The organism is Caballeronia sp. NCF2, assembly GCF_023631205.1.
GTDB lineage: Bacteria > Pseudomonadota > Gammaproteobacteria > Burkholderiales > Burkholderiaceae > Caballeronia > Caballeronia zhejiangensis.
Window position 1 is genome coordinate 426,308 of sequence record NZ_JALQDN010000064.1, and the last position, 16,185, is coordinate 442,492.

At 62.1% G+C, this 16,185-nt stretch carries 14 protein-coding genes; 6 read left to right on the plus strand and 8 right to left on the minus strand.

Features of this window, described 5'->3' with window-relative positions:
- The first annotated feature begins 24 nt into the window (after positions 1–24).
- The 3 genes from NCS02_RS25030 (at position 25) to NCS02_RS25040 (ending at position 4,635) form a co-directional block, all read left to right on the plus strand.
- Positions 25–2,649 (plus strand): circularly permuted type 2 ATP-grasp protein, encoded by a 2,625-nt coding sequence (locus NCS02_RS25030; RefSeq protein WP_250520036.1) that lies wholly within the window; start codon positions 25–27, stop codon positions 2,647–2,649.
- Positions 2,646–3,542 (plus strand): transglutaminase family protein, encoded by an 897-nt coding sequence (locus tag NCS02_RS25035; RefSeq protein WP_008347810.1) that lies wholly within the window; start codon positions 2,646–2,648, stop codon positions 3,540–3,542. Before NCS02_RS25030 ends, NCS02_RS25035 begins: the two co-directional genes overlap by 4 nt.
- Positions 3,543–3,657: 115 nt before the next feature.
- Positions 3,658–4,635: an aldo/keto reductase gene (locus NCS02_RS25040; RefSeq protein WP_250503597.1), complete on the plus strand. Its 978-nt coding sequence runs from the start codon at positions 3,658–3,660 to the stop codon at positions 4,633–4,635.
- 6 nt (positions 4,636–4,641) lie between these two features.
- Here the strand turns inward: NCS02_RS25040 and NCS02_RS25045 are convergent, their stop codons facing one another.
- From NCS02_RS25045 to NCS02_RS25055, 3 genes are all read right to left on the minus strand, one after another.
- On the minus strand, positions 4,642–6,156 hold the full coding sequence (locus NCS02_RS25045) for a phospholipase D family protein (RefSeq protein WP_250503662.1): 1,515 nt from the start codon (positions 6,154–6,156) through the stop codon (positions 4,642–4,644).
- A gap of 69 nt (positions 6,157–6,225) precedes the next feature.
- Complete coding sequence (locus tag NCS02_RS25050) at positions 6,226–7,566, minus strand: TAXI family TRAP transporter solute-binding subunit (RefSeq protein WP_502800898.1); 1,341 nt, start codon at positions 7,564–7,566, stop codon at positions 6,226–6,228.
- Between the two features lie 171 nt (positions 7,567–7,737).
- Complete coding sequence (locus NCS02_RS25055; protein ID WP_250503599.1) at positions 7,738–8,802, minus strand: hypothetical protein; 1,065 nt, start codon at positions 8,800–8,802, stop codon at positions 7,738–7,740.
- Positions 8,803–9,060: 258 nt separating this feature from the next.
- On the opposite strand from NCS02_RS25055, the gene NCS02_RS25060 reads away from it, so the two are divergent.
- Complete coding sequence (locus NCS02_RS25060) at positions 9,061–10,014, plus strand: D-2-hydroxyacid dehydrogenase family protein (protein ID WP_250503600.1); 954 nt, start codon at positions 9,061–9,063, stop codon at positions 10,012–10,014.
- 1 nt (position 10,015) lies between these two features.
- On the opposite strand, the gene NCS02_RS25065 is transcribed toward NCS02_RS25060, so the two are convergent.
- Together NCS02_RS25065 and NCS02_RS25070 are read right to left on the minus strand one after the other, a co-directional pair.
- On the minus strand, positions 10,016–10,570 hold the full coding sequence (locus tag NCS02_RS25065; RefSeq protein WP_250440893.1) for a TetR/AcrR family transcriptional regulator: 555 nt from the start codon (positions 10,568–10,570) through the stop codon (positions 10,016–10,018).
- A 63-nt stretch (positions 10,571–10,633) separates the two neighbouring features.
- On the minus strand, positions 10,634–11,059 hold the full coding sequence (locus NCS02_RS25070; protein WP_250503601.1) for a hypothetical protein: 426 nt from the start codon (positions 11,057–11,059) through the stop codon (positions 10,634–10,636).
- 145 nt (positions 11,060–11,204) lie between these two features.
- Here NCS02_RS25070 and NCS02_RS25075 point away from each other — a divergent pair, with 145 nt between their 5' ends.
- Positions 11,205–12,314 carry a peptidyl-alpha-hydroxyglycine alpha-amidating lyase family protein gene (locus NCS02_RS25075; protein WP_284504395.1) on the plus strand — a complete coding sequence of 370 codons (1,110 nt, stop codon included), beginning with the start codon at positions 11,205–11,207 and terminating at the stop codon, positions 12,312–12,314.
- Between the two features lie 5 nt (positions 12,315–12,319).
- Here the strand turns inward: NCS02_RS25075 and NCS02_RS25080 are convergent, their stop codons facing one another.
- Complete coding sequence (locus NCS02_RS25080; protein ID WP_250503603.1) at positions 12,320–14,290, minus strand: MFS transporter; 1,971 nt, start codon at positions 14,288–14,290, stop codon at positions 12,320–12,322.
- Positions 14,291–14,483: 193 nt separating this feature from the next.
- Entirely contained in the window at positions 14,484–15,407 is a 924-nt protein-coding gene (locus NCS02_RS25085) for a DNA-3-methyladenine glycosylase family protein (RefSeq protein ID WP_250523323.1), read from the minus strand.
- Between the two features lie 160 nt (positions 15,408–15,567).
- On the opposite strand from NCS02_RS25085, the gene NCS02_RS25090 reads away from it, so the two are divergent.
- Entirely contained in the window at positions 15,568–15,735 is a 168-nt protein-coding gene (locus tag NCS02_RS25090; protein WP_167561845.1) for a hypothetical protein, read from the plus strand.
- Positions 15,736–15,747: 12 nt separating this feature from the next.
- On the opposite strand, the gene NCS02_RS25095 is transcribed toward NCS02_RS25090, so the two are convergent.
- Positions 15,748–16,110: a hypothetical protein gene (locus NCS02_RS25095; protein ID WP_250503605.1), complete on the minus strand. Its 363-nt coding sequence runs from the start codon at positions 16,108–16,110 to the stop codon at positions 15,748–15,750.
- Between the last annotated feature and the right edge of the window lie 75 nt (positions 16,111–16,185).

Consider the following 16,185-nt stretch of genomic DNA (forward strand, 5'->3'; position numbering starts at 1 on the left):
TTCGAATAAAGAACAGAGACGACATTGGCCTATCAATCGACCTTGCCTTTCGACATCGCCTCGGCCCGCATCGATGCGCTCGCGCTGCTGCGCACGCTGCCCGCGCGCGAAGGGCATTGGGACGAATGGCGCGACGCGGCAGGCCAGTTGCGTGAGCCCTGGCGTCAGTTTTTCGAATTGCTCGGCGAGCAGGGCGTCGAGCGGCTCGACGATGGCGTCGCCGCCGTCGCGCAGCAGGTGCGCGACAACGACATCACGTACAACGTGTATGCCGATAACGGCAAGCCGCGTGCGTGGTCGCTCGATCTCCTGCCGCTCATCATCGATGAAGAAGAGTGGGCGCTGATCGAGCGCGGCGTTGCGCAACGCGCGCGCTTGATGGAAGCGATCGTCGCGGATGTCTATGGTCCGCAGACATTGCTGCATCGCGGCCTGCTGCCGGGCGCGCTCGTCTTCGGGCATCCCGGCTACTTGCGCGCGGTGAAGGGTTTCATGCCGCCGTGCGGCCGCTTTCTGCAGATCGTCGCTGTCGATCTCGCGCGCGCGCCATCCGGCTCGTGGACGGTCATCGCGCATCGCACCGAAGTGCCTTCCGGTTTGGGTTATGCGCTCGAAAACAGATTGATCGTCTCGAGCCTCTTCGCCGATCCCTTTCGCGCGATGCATGTGAGCCGTCTCGCGGCGACCTATTCGCAACTCATCGCGACGATCGCGCAAGCGGCTCGCGCGACGATGCACGATGACGACGACGGCCGCAGCGATGCATCGAACGATGCGCCGCATATCGCGTTGCTGAGTCCCGGCCCATTCAGCGAGACTTACTTCGAGCATGTGTTTCTCGCGCGATATCTGGGCGTGACGCTCGTCGAAGGCAAGGACCTCACGGTGCGGCACGACAAGCTCTATCTGAAGACGCTTGCCGGCCTGTCGCGCGTGCACGCAGTGATACGGCGTCTTGACGATGCGTTCTGCGATCCCGTCGAATTGCGCGCGGACTCCACCATCGGCGTGCCCGGCTTGCTGCAGGTCATGCGTGCGGGCAATGTGATGGTGTCGAACGTGCCGGGCGCGGGCTTCACGGAATCCCCCGCGCTCAACGCGTTTTTGCCGGGCATTGCGCAAGCCTTGCTGGATGAAACCCTGGAATTGCCGACGGTGCCGACATGGTGGTGCGGCGAAGAAGCCGCGCGGTCCGAAGTATTCGAGCGCCTCGATCACGCGCTCATCGCGCCGACATGGCCTGGCGCGCAGGCCGATCACGCACCGGGCATCGATGCGGGCGTGCAGGCGCTTTCGGCATGGCGCGAACGCATCGAACGCGCGCCGGATGTCTTCACGGTGCAGGAGAATCTGCCGTTCTCCACGGCGCCGCGCTTTCATGATGGCGCGCTCGGCTCGCGTCCATGCGTGCTGCGCGCCTATGCGATCGCCAACATCGACGGAAGCTGGAGCGTGATGCCAGGCGGCTTCACGCGGCTCGCGGCCGACAAGCGCGCGACCGTGTCCATGCAGTTCGGCGGCAGCAGCGTCGATACATGGGTGATGTCGAGCCAGCCCGGCAGCGCCGTGTCGTTGCAACCGACGCCGATGAAGCCGGGCGAGCTGCGCAAGCATCGCATCGTGTCGAGCCGAGCCGCGGAGAATCTTTTCTGGGCGGGTCGTTATGGCGAGCGCGCGGAAAACAACGTGCGCTTGTGCCGCCTTCTGCTCGGCATGCTCGATGGCAACGATGCTGAAGAACTCTTTCCGACGCTCACTGAACTCGCATCGCAATGCGGACTCATCCCATCGGGCGAAACGCTCGCGCGCAGCACGCCGCAAGCGTTCGAACGTGTGCTCGTCGCGGGCTTGCCGGAATCGAGCAAAGCGACGAGCATCGGCGACAATCTCGCGGATCAGGCGCGCGCATGTGGCGAAATTCGCGACCGGCTTTCGACGGACCACTGGCGCACGATCCTCGCATCGCGCAACGACTTCCGTGATGCGCTCGCGCGTCTCTCGCCGAGCGATAAGGCAGATGAAGGCACGGTTCGCATCGGCCGCGATTACGATCGCGTGATGCTTGCAGGCGCGCTCGAACATCTTGCGACGCAATTGTCCGCAATCAGCGGCGCGCAAGGCGATCGCATGACGCGTGATGAAGCATGGCGGCTGCTCTTCATCGGAAGACATATCGAACGCGTATCGACGATGGCTACGATCCTGCATGTCGTCGCCGAGCGGGGCACGCTCGCGTCGCCCGCGGGCTTCGATCTTCTCTTGCAACTCTTCGACAGCACGCTCACGTATCGCTCGCTTTATCCGGGAAGACTCGAAGTGCCGGCGTTGATCGATCTCATCGTCGTCGATCAAACCAATCCGCGCGGACTCTATGGGGTGTACTCGCGCTTGCGTACGAAGCTCGATGAGATCGCTGCCGCAGCCGGTGGCGCACGCCGCGCACAAGCGACACGTTTCGCTGATCTTCTCGTTCACGCCGATGCGTTGCCCGATCTCACCGCGCTTTGCGAAACGCGGGCCGATGGCCGTCACGATGCGCTGATCGCGGTATGCGACCGGCTCGTTGCGTCGGTCAGCGCGGCATCGAACGAAGTCAGCGCGCGCTACTTCAGTCACGCGAATACGCTTGCCGCACAGGTGTCGTCATGAGCCTTGGCCTGAACGATACCGTGCTCGCGGTCACGCATCGGACCACCTATCGATACTCGACGCCCGTCGAAATCGCGCAGCACCTGGCGACGATCCGTCCGCTGCATTGCCCCTGGCAGCAGGTTATCTCGCATACCGAGCGCATCGATCCGGTACCGTCTTATGTGCATAGCCGCGTCGATGCATTCGGCAATGACGTGTTGTACTTCTCGCTCGATGCGCCGCACGAACGGCTTTCGATGACGAGCGAAACCACGGTCCGGCTTACGCCGCGCTGGGATGCGCTCGATGCCGAAGCGACGCCGCCTTGGGAAGATGTCGCGGATCGCTTGCGCTACAGCGCGAGTGGTTCGTTCTATCCGGAAAGCGAATTCTGTTATGCGTCGCCCAATATCTCGCTCGATCATGCATTGCGCGCGTATGCGCAAGCGAGCTTCGATAAGGGCACGCCGCTCGTCGCGGGCGCCATCGATCTGATGCATCGCATTCATGCGGACTTCGACTACAAACCGTCTGCGACTGCGTTCGATACGCCCGCATCGCGTGCGTTCGAATTGCGTCATGGCGTGTGTCAGGACTTCTCGCAAGTGATGATCGGCTGCCTGCGTGCGCTTGGATTGCCTGCTCGTTATGTGAGCGGCTATCTGCGCAACGATCCGCCGCCGGGGCACCCGAGGTTGATCGGCGCCGATGCTTCGCATGCGTGGGTGTCGGTGCATTGTCCGCAAAGCGGATGGATCGACCTCGATCCGACCAATGATGTGCTCGCGGACCTCGACCATGTGACGCTCGCGACGGGGCGCGATTACAGCGATGTGTCGTTGCTGCGCGGGATGATTCTCGGCGGAGGCGCGCACCATGTGGATGTGGCGGTGAATGTGCTGGCGTTATAAGGTGCATGTCCATGCAAAGAAAGCACGCGATTCCATACTGCGTTAATGTTTAGGGCTTTCGTCGCCATGCGCAGGCTTTAGCGCATGCCTTTCGCTTTGCAAGGAGATTCGCACGATGGAATACGTGAAACTGGGCTCGACCGGTCTCGAGGTGTCGCGGCTCTGTCTTGGTTGCATGACCTACGGCGCGCCCGATCGTGGCACGCATCCCTGGACGCTCGATGAGGAAAAGAGCCGTCCGCTCATCAAGGAAGCATTGGACGCGGGCATCAATTTCTTCGACACGGCCAATACTTACTCGGACGGCACGTCGGAGGAAATCGTCGGACGTGCGCTGCGCGATTTCACGAAGCGCGACGACATCGTCATCGCGACGAAGGTATTCAATCGCATGCGTCCCGGTCCGAATGGCGCGGGGCTCTCGCGCAAGGCGATCTTCAACGAAATCGATAACAGCCTGAAGCGGCTCGGGACCGATTACGTCGATCTCTATCAGATTCATCGATGGGATTACACGACGCCGATTGAGGAAACGCTCGAAGCACTGCATGATGTCGTGAAGGCGGGCAAGGCGCGTTATATCGGCGCATCGTCGATGTATGCGTGGCAGTTCAGCAAAGCGCTCTATACCTCTCGCGCGAACGGATGGACCGAGTTCAAAACGATGCAGAATCATTTGAATCTGCTGTATCGCGAGGAAGAACGCGAGATGATGCCGCTTTGCAGGGATCAGGGCATCGGCGTGTTGCCCTGGAGTCCGCTTGCGCGCGGCCGTCTCACGCGCGAATGGGACGCGACGAGCGCGCGTCAGGAATCGGATACCTTCGGCAGCACGCTGTATCGCACCGACGATGCCGATCGCGCGGTCGTCGAAGCCGTGGCTGCAGTCGCGAAGGCGCGCGGGGTGCCGCGTGCGCAAGTGGCGCTCGCGTGGGTTACGCAGAAGGCGCCAGTGACCGCGCCGATCATCGGTGCATCGAAACCGGGACATGTGAGCGATGCGGTCGCGGCCTTATCGCTGAATCTCACGGCGGACGAGATCGCGCAACTCGAAGCACCGTATGTGCCGCATGCCGTGTCCGGTTTCAAATGACGCGAATCATAACTGCGATTCGATCGGCAAGATCCCGAGCATCCAGATCCCTGCGCGTTTGAGCGCAGGCACGTCCGGCTCGCTATCGAGTTCGGTCGTGTTGCCGTTTGCGTCGGTGTCGATCCACACCATGCGTTTGCCGCCGTTGCCGTCATCGTGCAATTCGACGCGCCACGCAATGCGATCGATGTTCGTGCCGATGCCGTCAGTCACATACTCGGCCGCATCCGCGCTATCGCAATAGACGCCGATTTCCGTGTTCAACTCAACGGAACGCGGATCGAGATTCATCGAGCCGATGAAGATGCGCTTGCGATCGAACACATATGTCTTCGCATGGAGCGACGCCTTCGACGATCCGAATGTCGTTTTCTTCGCGGTCTTGTCGGCGTCGCTCGATGCAACGGGCTTCAGCTCATATAGCCTCACGCCGGCTTCGAGCATATCCTTTCGATAGCGCTGATAGCCCGCATGCACCGCGGCGACATCGGTGGCGGCGAGAGAATTCGTGAGCACGGTGACACGCACGCCACGCGATGTCATCGATTGCAGCCATCGCACGCCTTCCTTGCGCGGGACGAAGTATGGCGACACGATCAGCATTTCCTGCGCGGGTTCGAAATCCAACGCCTTGAATTGCGACATCAGATGGCCTTCGCTGTCGCCGGGCGCGCGCGTGATCTTTGCGGGATCGTCATACAGAAGCGTGGCCTTGCCCCACGAAAAAGCCGTGTCGTGCGCCTCGATAACTTTGGTGTAACGCTCGCGAACTTGCGCGACATAGGGCGAACTCTGTTCCGACAACAAATACGTGTCGAGCTTCTGGCGGTAACCGGCGAGCGCGCCGGGGTCGGCGTGACGTCGCATCAGGTTATCGATCGGATAGGCTGCATCCGAGTTCCAGTACAGGTCGAATGCGCTCGATACGTCGCGCACGACGGGGCCATGCACGAGCACATCGAGATCGCCGAACGCGACCGTGCTCGACGCGCCGAAGTATTCGTCGCCGATATTGCGTCCGCCGAGAATCGCGGCCTGGTTATCGGCGATGAGCGCCTTGTTGTGCATCCGCCGATTCACGCGAAAGAACTCGATCGCGGAGCCTAGCTTCTTGAACGTGCGATTCGATACGGGATTGAAAAGCCGCACCTGCACGTTCGGATGCGAAGCGAGCGCGAGCAGGAACTGATCGTCCGCATTGGTGCCGAGGTCGTCGAGCAGGAGGCGCACGCGCACGCCGCGATCGGCGGCGCGCATGATCGATGCGGCCATTTCGCGGCCAGTCAGATCGTCGTGCCAGATGTAGTACTGGAGGTCGAGCGTGCGCTCCGCGGCTTCACTCAGAATCACGCGCGCGATGAGCGCGTCCATGCCGTTCGCTAGCAAATGAAACGCATTGTCGCCGGGATGCGCCGCTTCGCTCGCTGCGAAGGCCGTGCCGAGGCGCGTGTTCCCGGTGTCGGCCAGTGCATGCGTTTGCACGCGTCCTGTCTGCGGCGGAAGGCTCGCGCATGCGCTCATCAACAGTGTCAAAGCAAGGGCGATCCAGGTACGAAGTTTCACTGCGTGACCTCAATTACGGAGTCCGTACTATGCCATGTTCTTTTCCTTCCGCGAATTTTCGTTCAAACGCGCGCGCACGAAGCTGACATGCTCGCGCAGCACATAGAGTGCATCGGCGTAGGCGAGCGGCAGCTTGAGCGTATCGAGCGATTCCTCGATGTAATCGAGTTCGATGACGAGCGCCCGCCCTTCGTCTTCGCTGGTGACGCGCATCGCGCCGCGTTCCACCGCGATCAGCGCCCCGTAATAGCGATAGATGCGCGAGCGCACGCGCCAGCGATACAGCGCGGGCACGAGCCGCAGCGCAGGAAAGATGAGCACGGCGACCGGAAGCAACAGCACAAGGGCGCGGTCCGCGATATTCGCGAGCCAGAACGGCAGCGTGCGATAGAGGAAGCTCTTGCCCGAGCGGTAATAGCGGCTCGCGTCTTCGCTGATCGGATACTCATGCGCGACGGGACTCGGAAATTGCCCCGCGCGTTGCAGCAGACCGGCAGAGCCGTGCACTTCCTGCGCGGCTTCGATGAGCAAGTCCGATAGCGCCGGATGCAGGCTTGGCCGCGCGACGAGTTCGACCGTGGGGCTGATCAGATGCACGGTCTCCGGCGGGATGCGGCGGCCGAGATCGAGCACACCGGGCGGCAATTCGATATCGTCGAGATAGGGAAAAAGACGCGTATAGGCGCCCGATTCCTTGAAGTCCATCACCGAGATGCCGGGCACGCGCAAGAGGCGCAACATCAGGCCGCGCGTTGCGGAATCGCCGGAGAGAAACACTGCGTCGGCCTCGTTGCTGACGAGTTGCGTCGCGGCTTGCAGGCCGTCGCTCGGAAGAAGCTGCGTGTCGCCGCCAGGATAGATGCCGTTCGCTTCCAGCAGCTTGAGCGACAGCGTGCGCGTGCCGCTGCCTTCGCGGCCTATCGCGATGCGCTTGCCTTCCAGTTGCGAGAGGAGGGTGAGACCCTTGCCTCGATAGAACACGACAAGCGGCACATACGACACGCTGCCGAGCGACATCAGTTGCGATGCCTGTTCCTTCGTCGCGATCCCGCCTTGCACGAGCGCGAGGTCGACGTGCTGCTTCGGATCGAGCAAGCGTTCGAGATTTTGCACGGAGCCATCCGAAGGCAGCACCTTCAGCGTGATGCCATTACGCGCGAGCAGTTTCGCGTATTCCTGCGAGATGACGTAGAACGAGCTGTCGGGTTGACCCGCGCTCATCGTGATGGTTTTGGGCGGCGCCGGATCGACGAGCCAGTAGACGAGCGCGACGACGATCGCAATGACCAGCAAGACAGGACCGGCCGTCCATGTGATGTCATGCAGGACGCCTTTCGCATGATCGCGAGGCAGATGCGGGCGTTTCATGCGATGCCTCGTCATGAGCGTGCGTTCGTGACTGCGTGCGTGACTGGAAAGACATCGAGCATGTCGTGCCTATGTCGGAAGCGGCGTTGCTTCGCAGTGTAACGCGCGGCGCGGTCAAAACGACAAGGCCGGCTCGCATGCGGCCGGCCTTCGCTTTCAATCGATCCTCGATCAAGCCCAGTGTGCGGGAATCCAGAACCTGCCGACCCAGTGGCCCGGAATCAGGACCGCGCGATGCGGGACCATGTAGACGGTCTTCGCGGGCGGCGGGGGCGGCGCGACATACACCGTCCTGACTGGAGCCGGCGCGGGCGCGACGTACACGGTCTTGGCCGGCGGCGGTGTGACGACCACCGTCTTGGCGGGCGGCGGCGGAGGCGGTGTGACGACGACCGTCGACGAAGCCGGGGGCGGTGCGACCACCACGGTCGTCGCAGGCGGCGGGGGCGGCGGCACGATCACGGGCGCAGCGACGACGGTTGTTCCGGTGACGACCGGCGCCGTCGCGACCACCGTCGTGCTCGACGTCACCGTGCCGCCGCCGACTACCGTCGTGCTATGCGACCCGTTCGAGACCGTCGCGGTGCCCGACGTCGTGACCACGCCCGGCGCGACGCTCGTCGCGCTGCCTGAATGCGTGACGGTGCCGCCGTTGGCCGTGTTGACCGTGCCCGAGCGATTGCAGGTGTAGCCCGCGCAATTCGTCGATGCTGAGTGCGTCGACGTGTTGCCGTTCGGTCCCGTCACCGATCCCGATGACGAGTATTGGCCGGGCGCGGTACGCGTCACGGTATCGCTGCCGGTGGCGGTCTTGCCGTTCGGGCCGGTCGCGCTGCCGGTGTGCGAGCAACTGCCGCCCGCGCAGCTCGTGTCGCCCGCATGTTGCACCGAGCGGCCGTTCGGGCCGTATGCGGTGCCGGAGTTGGAGAACTGGCCCGGCGCGGTACGCGTAACGGTTCCGGAGTTGGTGCCGACGCGGCCCCATGGATTCTCGACGCCGCCCGCATGCGAGCAACTGCCGCCGCCGCACGAGCCGACGTGCGCGCCCTGGTATTCGCCGCGACCGGTGTAGGCCGTGCCGCCACGCGCCCAGCCCGCGAAGGCGGAGCTGCTGCACAGCGTAAGCGCGGCGGCCGCCGCGACGACGAGCAACTTGCGCACGCGGCGCTTGCTTGAGGGCGCGTCGGAGGCGAACGCAACGTGGGCGTTTGAAGCGAAAGTCGATCTGTTTTTCACGGGATGTCCTTCTCGGTTCCTTAGGCCACGTTGCGTTTCGAGTGGCGACGGAAGTGACTATAGAGAAACGGTCTTGCGAAGTCCCGCGGTAACTTATTTCACGCCATGTCATGGCTGATGGCATCGTGCTATGCCTTATGGCACGGGCTTTTGCAGCATTTCCAATAACTTTGCGAAGTCCGCGCGCAACACGATTTCGCGCATTGCGTCACACTGCTGCTGCCGTCCGGCTTAATCGTCATAACAATCGAAATCATCATGGCCACATCTACTCCGATCCAAGTCGCCGTTCTCGACGATTATCAGAACATCGCGCTCTCGATGGCCGACTGGTCGCCGCTCGAGGCTCGCGCTGAAATTACCGTGTTCAACGATCACATCGCGGAGCGCGGCGCGTTGCTCGAACGTCTGCGCCCCTTCGATGTTGTCTGCGCGATGCGCGAACGCACGCCGTTCTCGCGCGACATCATCGAGAGCCTGCCTAACCTTAAGCTGATTGCATCGACGGGCGCGGCGAATGCATCGATCGATCTCGATGCCGCATCCGAACGCGGCGTCGAAGTGCGGCATACGGGCTATACGTCCACACCGACGATCGAATTCACGTGGGCGCTCATTCTCTCGATGATGCGCAACATTCCCGCCGAGAATCGCTCGCTCAAGGAGGGCGGCTGGCAGATTGCGCTCGGCACCGAACTCGCGGGCAAGACACTCGGCTTGCTGGGTCTCGGTCGCGTGGGGTCGGCCGTCGGCGTGATCGGCCGCGCGTTTCGCATGAACGTGGTCGCGTGGAGCCAGAACCTCACACGTGAGCGCGCGGAAGAAAAGGGCGTGCAACTAGTGGACAAGGACACGCTCTTCAAGACCTCCGACGTGCTCTCGATTCATGTTCGCCTCAGCGAGCGCACGCATCATCTCGTCGGTGCGCGGGAATTTGCGCAGATGAAGCCGACGAGCCGCATCGTCAACACGTCGCGCGGACCGATCGTCGATAGCGCCGCGCTCGTCGATGCGTTGAAGTCGGGCAAGCTCGCGGGCGCGGCAATCGACGTCTACGATGAAGAGCCGCTCGCTGCGAACGACGTGCTGCGTTCACTGCCGAACGTGCTCGCGACGCCGCATATCGGCTATGTGGCGGAAGAGTTGTATCGCACGTTTTATGGCGATACGGTGCGCAATATCGTCGAATGGCTCGATGCGCGTCAGGGTTGAATCACGACGCGCCCCATTTGTCGGATGGCAGAAGCGAGAACAACGTTTCGATCGCGGCGCTCGCGCGGCGCTTGCCATCCGCGCGGCCCATCGCGAGATCGATGACCGCAAGCCCGACGACAAGCGCATGCACCATCGACACATGTTCTTTCGTGACGGCGAGACCCATTGCTTCGAGCATGCGCGTGATGCGTACCGCGACGCCTTCCGCGAGCTCGCGAAAGAGGCTGCGAATGGTTGGCTCTTCGTCGGCGGCTTGCGCGAGCGCCATCAATACGCGCGTGTTTTCGTGGCGCATCGCGACATTGGCGATCGATGCAGCTGTGATCTTGGGCGATGCTTCGCCCGCGAAGGCATCGACGGCGGCGAGCTGGCCATCGATGGCCGTACGCGCGACAGCTTCGATCAACGCGAGGCGCGTGGGGAAATAATAAGTCAGATGACTCTGGCGCAGACCCGCGCGTGCAGCGACGCGCGGTTGCGTGAAGCCCGAATAACCTTCTTCGCGCAGAGTGGCAAGGGCGGCTTCGAGTATGGTCTGTCGACGATCCTGCACAGGGCGCGATCCACGTTTGGTTGAATTACCAAACCTTAGCGCGGGCGATGCACGGCGTCAACCTTATGAATTGTCATACGACGGTGGTTGCGGATTATGCGCGGGGTTCGTGTCGAACTTGCGGATATCGGTGATCGCAGCGCTCGCGAGCGATCGAAGAACGGCTTCGAGCGCATCGGCGAGTGCCTTGTCATAGACTTCGTCGCCATTCACGTAGAGCGTGAACGCTTCGAGATATTTCGCTTTTTTAGCCGGGTTTTCGATGGTTTCGCGTGTCCACCGATAAAGCGGATAGTGCTCGATGCCATCCCTTTCGGCCTGCGCGACGTAATCCACGAAGGCGTCGTACTGGCATTTCAATTGAGCGTCGTGTTCGATCAGCAGCGCATTGATCGCCGCGAGCTTTTCGTTTGCCGGATCTCGACGCGCCAGCATCGCATACTCGGGCGCGAGACGGATTCGAACTTGATATTGCAAGGATTCAGTCATAACGCCCTTTTCATGTTGAAAGCTATTGATAACTTCGCGTGTGAATAATGCAGTTCATGCACTACACTTCCTCTCGCATCGCGAATCGAACAAGAGGAGAGTAACAGTGAGTCTTCGACATTCGATCTATTGCCCATGTTGCGACATGGCGCCGAACGCCGCAAGCCGCCGCCGCTTTCTTGCGCTCGCGGGTCAAAGCGCCGCCGCGCTCGCGCTCTTTCCGCATCTCGCATACGCCGATAACGACGTACCGTCCATCGCCTACGATTCCGTCCCCGACCCTGTACGCCTGCCTCGCGATATGTACTTCGGCGAATGCTCGGGCGTGGCGTTGAATTCGGCCGGGCATATCTTCGTGTTATCCCGCGGCAATAGCACGGGTCCCGCTTATGGCGCCGCCGCCGCGCAACTGCTCGAATTCGATCGCAATGGACGCTTCGTGCGCGAAATCGGCCATAACCTTTATGCCTGGTCGTTCGCCCATACTGTGAAAGTAGATCGGCAAGACAATGTCTGGGTAACGGACAAGGGCTCGGACATGATCATCAAGTTCACGCCTGAAGGCCGCGTCGCGATGGTGTTCGGTCGCAAGCAGGAAGCGTCGGACGAAGAGACTGCGCCGCTCAAGCATCCGAATCCGCCGCTGCCTTCGGAGCCGGGGCGTTTCCGGCAAGTCACCGACGTCGCGTGGGACGCATCGGGAAATACCTATATCAGCGACGGATACATCAACTCGCGCGTCGCGAAGGTCGACAAGGACGGCAACTGGCTCAAGTCGTGGGGCGAGCGCGGGAAGGAGCCGGGGCAATTCCATACGCCGCATAGCATTGCTGTCGATAGAAACGGGCTCGTCTATGTCGCCGATCGAAGCAACCGGCGCATTCAGGTATTCGACCGCGAAGGCAATTTTCAGCGGCAAATCACGATCGATGTACCCGTGCCGCCCGATGCGCGTCCGGCTATCGGCAACATGCCCGACGAAGCGGCGATAGCAGCGGGAACATTTGCGCCGGGTTCACCTTGGGCCATTTGCATTTCGCCGGGGCCGAATCAAGTGCTGTATTCCGCCGATGCGTTTCCCGGCCGGATTTACAAGTTATCGCTCGACGGAGAATTGCTCGGCGTACTCGGACGATCCGGCAAGCAATTGAAGCAGTTCGGATGGATTCATGAAATGGCGTGTCCTTCAGAAGGCACTTTGTTCGTCGCGGAGTTGCTCAATTGGCGCGTGCAGAAGCTCCTACTGCATGGGTGATCGCATCACTGCTTCGAGGGCTTCGATCGCATCGACATAATGGGCTTGGGCTGCGCGTCGCATCGATCTTCGCGCCACGCGCGCAACGTATCGAGCGCGACGGAATTGCGCACATAGCGATGCCACACGAATGCGAGATCGAAGATCAGGATCGCGAGCCACCACGCATAGAGAAAGAAAGCGCCACCAAGCACGACGGGCCACAAGGGTTTGCCCGCGAGATCGCCCCATAGTCTGACGCCCACGATCAGCACCATCATCAGCGTGCCGAGCGCGACGAGAATACGCCGTCCCCAGTGCGGTTTGCGCGGCGCGAGCCAGCCGCTTATTGCGCAGACGAGGCCCGCAAGTACGAAGACCGCCTTGCCGACGACAGGATCGGCGCTATCGCGATGCAGGATATCGGCGAACGGGCTCGCGAGAAAAGCCGCCACGCCGCTCAACAGCACGAACCAGAAGATCAGCGCACCCGCGACGAACGACAGTAGCGCGACGATGCGCCAACGCAGCCATGCGGCCGTGCGATTTGTGCCTCGCGCCTTGACGAGACGCGGAAGGCGTGCGGCAACCGTCGTTCCCATCAAAAGGCAGGCGAGCGCGAACACCGAGCGCGTGAGATAGATGAATTCGGGCGCGGTGCTCGTGCCGCCCGCGCCCGAATCGGAAGTTGCGGTGACAGCTTTATAGATGAAGAACACCGCGAGCAGATGCAGCGCGAAGCTCAGAAGATAAGGAATTGCCGTGCTCACGATGCCGCGAAAATGCCTGTTTTGAGGGGTTTTCGCGGTGCTTCGGTCGAGCACGACGTTCTCGATGAAGTGGCCGAAGACATCGCCGTCGGTCCAGTAATCGGTGTGCGCTTTCCCCGGCAGCCAGTAGCGCGAAAAGCCAATGTCATGCACCGGCTCGAATTCGAATGCGAGACAACCATGACGACCGAGATAGGCGCGCGCCGTATCGAGTGCGAAGCCGACGGGATCGCCGAAGTCATAATAGTTGCGCCACCTGATGCGTGAAGGCAGCGTGATCGGGCCGCCGGGACGCTCGATCTGCGTGACGGCATCGCCCTTGCGTTCGCTCTTTAGCGCCATGCCTTCCCATAGCTTCGGCCATAAAAGGATGTGCTTGTCGATCGGCGAGCCGATGGTCATGAAGCCACGCAGACTCTGCACCCAGTCAGTACCGATGATCTGCTTGCCGTCCTTCGGGTCGGTGACGGTCGGTCTCGATAGCGCCTGCAGAATGCCGAGAAAACTGATCACGGTCCCTTCGCTATGCGCGACGATATACACCTCGGGCGCACACTGACAACGCGCGGTGGCGAGCGCGACAAGCCGCTCCATCACACGATGAAAGCGAAAGACGATGGTCTCTCGATGCTGCCTGAAATCCGCGACGAGCTGCACGTCGCCGACATAATCGCGCAGCATCGGCGCGAGATCGAACTTGAAAATGCCGGCTTTCTCCGTCACCGCGAGCAGGCTTTGCATGACGGCCACCGTTTCGACGATCTCTTCGACGACGCCCGACGCGAGCGAAAAGTCCGCGGGTTCGAGCTTGCGTTCATCGACGTTGAGCATGTAGGTCGCTTGCGCGCGACTCACGATCGACAGTCCCCACGCCTTGCTCTCTTCGAGCGTGTCGTCCTGCTTCACGACTTCGCGCGGAATGTCGGCCCAATACACTTCCGCGAAACCGAGCGCCGAATAGAAGTCGCGTTGTTCCGCGGTATAGGGACCGCCCGGCGGCAGATCGAGCTGGCGCACGTCGACTTCGCCGACGCCCGCGATATCGAAGTAGCCGAGCGGCATCACGGGAAGCGGCGGGTCATAACGCGCGCCGAACTGGCTCGCGACCGAGCGCACCGTGTCACTGTGCAACTGATTGCCGATGCCGTGTATCGCGACGACGATCTTCTGCACGCGCGGCGCTGTCGGCAGTTCGGGCGCGGGCGTCGTTTGCGATGATGCGTCCATGAGCGTCTCCCGATGGCGGTTCGTCAGCGCTTTTCACGTACACGGCTTTGCGGCTTCGGCAGCGGCCCGGCCGCTCGAAGCAGATTAGTTCATTTTTTAGACAATAGTGCGAAATGATCGGCGCCGTGTTTGCACTTTGCATGCGTGATGCCGAATGCAGGATGCAACAGCGGTCGATTGCATGCCCGAGAGTTCAGCCGCCGTGTGCAAGTCCTGTTTCCATTGCCACGCCGTTCCACAGATGCATCGCCGCATACGCTCTCCAGGGCCGCCAGCGTTCGGTACGCGCGCGCTGCTGGGCGGGCTTCACAAGCGATGGGTCGCGGCGCGCGATCGCCTGCATCAGGACGAGATCGGCTTCGGGCCAGGCGTCGGGATCGCGCAGCGCACGCATCGCGACATAGCCGACGGTCCACGGCCCGATGCCTGGCATGGCGAGCATGTCGCGCTTCACGCGTTCGGGATCGGCGCCGGGTTCATCGAGAGGAAGCGCGCCGGTTGCGACCGCGTGCGCGAAACGCTGCACGGTCTCGATGCGCTTGGTCGGCATGCCGATCTTCTCCAGATCCGCTGCGGCGAGTTCGGCGGGCGTCGGAAAGCGCCACGCGGTGCCCTCATGCGGATGGCCTTCGATCTTTTTGCCCGCGCGCTGCACGATGCGGTTCATGATCGTCGACGCGCCTTTGACGCTCACCTGCTGCCCGACGATGGTCCGCACCACAAGTTCGAAGCCGGACCACGCACCCGGCACGCGCAGGCCGGGCGCGGCTTCGACGAGCGGCGCGAGCACCGGATCGCCGGCGAGACAGCGAGCGATTTCGTGCGGATCGGCGTGCAGATCGAACATGCGCGCGAGCGGCGCGGCGAGGTCGCCGCCGTGCTGCGCCACCGCACCCTCGACATTCACGACGAGCCGATGCCTGCGTTCATGCGGCCGGACTTCGACGGTGCCCTCGGCGCCTTGCCATTCGATCGCGCGCCGATACACGCCGTCCTCGACCGACTCGACGCCCGCCGACGCGCGACCGCCGATAAATTCCAGCATCCGCGTCCAGTCGAAAGGCCGCTTGAAGGGCAGCTCGAGCGTGGCGGTCGATGTGCTGATGGTCGAATGCATTTTGAATGCCGAATGCGCGATGGTCGAATGAATGCGAATGTTACTCCGGCGAACCGGATGCCCGTCGCGGCGCCAAGCTCATTCTTCGCTAACCCTCGGCGACGACAATGCCTCACATCGACAGCAGCTAGTCCATCTCAGCCAACCGAAGGAGCCGAACATGAACGCCATCTCGATCAGCATCGTCGCCATCGTCATCACCGCTGCGCTCGCGGCCATCGCGCCGGTCACGCACTTCACGCAGCGTGAGATCGCCGTGCTGAGCGCCCATGCCGCGAACACGCGCGCCGAAGTCCAAATCGGCTCGGGTAGCGGACTGACGGCGTGATCGATGCGCCGATCAGCGGCGCGTCGCCAGTTCCATCGTGCTCGCGTTGAGCATCTGTCTGAATTCGGGATCGTGGGAAAGAATCTGGCGCGCGCTCGTGAGCAGTTGCGGGCGACGCTCCCACTGATCGGAGCGCACGACGCAGCGCGCGAGCACATCGCCGTAGATCGCATCAAGCCCTTCGCGGTCGTGCGCCGTGGTGAGTCGGGCGATGCGGACTTTCTCGTCACGCGTGAGTCCGCGTGTTAGACAGTCGACGGTCTCGCGGTCCATTCCCGCTTGGGCAGTGTCGAAGTCCGTCGAGTGATAGAAAGTAATGCCCGTGATGACGAACGCCGCGCCGAGTGCGATGCATGCCCCTCGAATCTTGGTCATCGTTTTCCCCGATGGTAGGCTCTGACGCCCTTCGCGCCATACCTTACCTTCCGCGAAATCACGCGACCGTTCTAT

Excerpts from the sequence above, each read along its gene's own strand:
- NCS02_RS25035 (WP_008347810.1), top strand. The coding sequence starts at position 2,646 with ATGAGCCTTGGCCTGAACGATACCGTGCTCGCGGTCACGCATCGGACC.
- NCS02_RS25040 (WP_250503597.1), top strand. The coding sequence starts at position 3,658 with ATGGAATACGTGAAACTGGGCTCGACCGGTCTCGAGGTGTCGCGGCTC.
- NCS02_RS25045 (WP_250503662.1), bottom strand. The coding sequence starts at position 6,156 with ATGAGCGCATGCGCGAGCCTTCCGCCGCAGACAGGACGCGTGCAAACG.
- NCS02_RS25050 (WP_502800898.1), bottom strand. The coding sequence starts at position 7,566 with ATGAAACGCCCGCATCTGCCTCGCGATCATGCGAAAGGCGTCCTGCAT.
- NCS02_RS25060 (WP_250503600.1), top strand. The coding sequence starts at position 9,061 with ATGGCCACATCTACTCCGATCCAAGTCGCCGTTCTCGACGATTATCAG.
- NCS02_RS25070 (WP_250503601.1), bottom strand. The coding sequence starts at position 11,059 with ATGACTGAATCCTTGCAATATCAAGTTCGAATCCGTCTCGCGCCCGAG.
- NCS02_RS25075 (WP_284504395.1), top strand. The coding sequence starts at position 11,205 with ATGGCGCCGAACGCCGCAAGCCGCCGCCGCTTTCTTGCGCTCGCGGGT.
- NCS02_RS25080 (WP_250503603.1), bottom strand. The coding sequence starts at position 14,290 with ATGGACGCATCATCGCAAACGACGCCCGCGCCCGAACTGCCGACAGCG.
- NCS02_RS25085 (WP_250523323.1), bottom strand. The coding sequence starts at position 15,407 with ATGCATTCGACCATCAGCACATCGACCGCCACGCTCGAGCTGCCCTTC.
- NCS02_RS25090 (WP_167561845.1), top strand. The coding sequence starts at position 15,568 with ATGAACGCCATCTCGATCAGCATCGTCGCCATCGTCATCACCGCTGCG.
- NCS02_RS25095 (WP_250503605.1), bottom strand. The coding sequence starts at position 16,110 with ATGACCAAGATTCGAGGGGCATGCATCGCACTCGGCGCGGCGTTCGTC.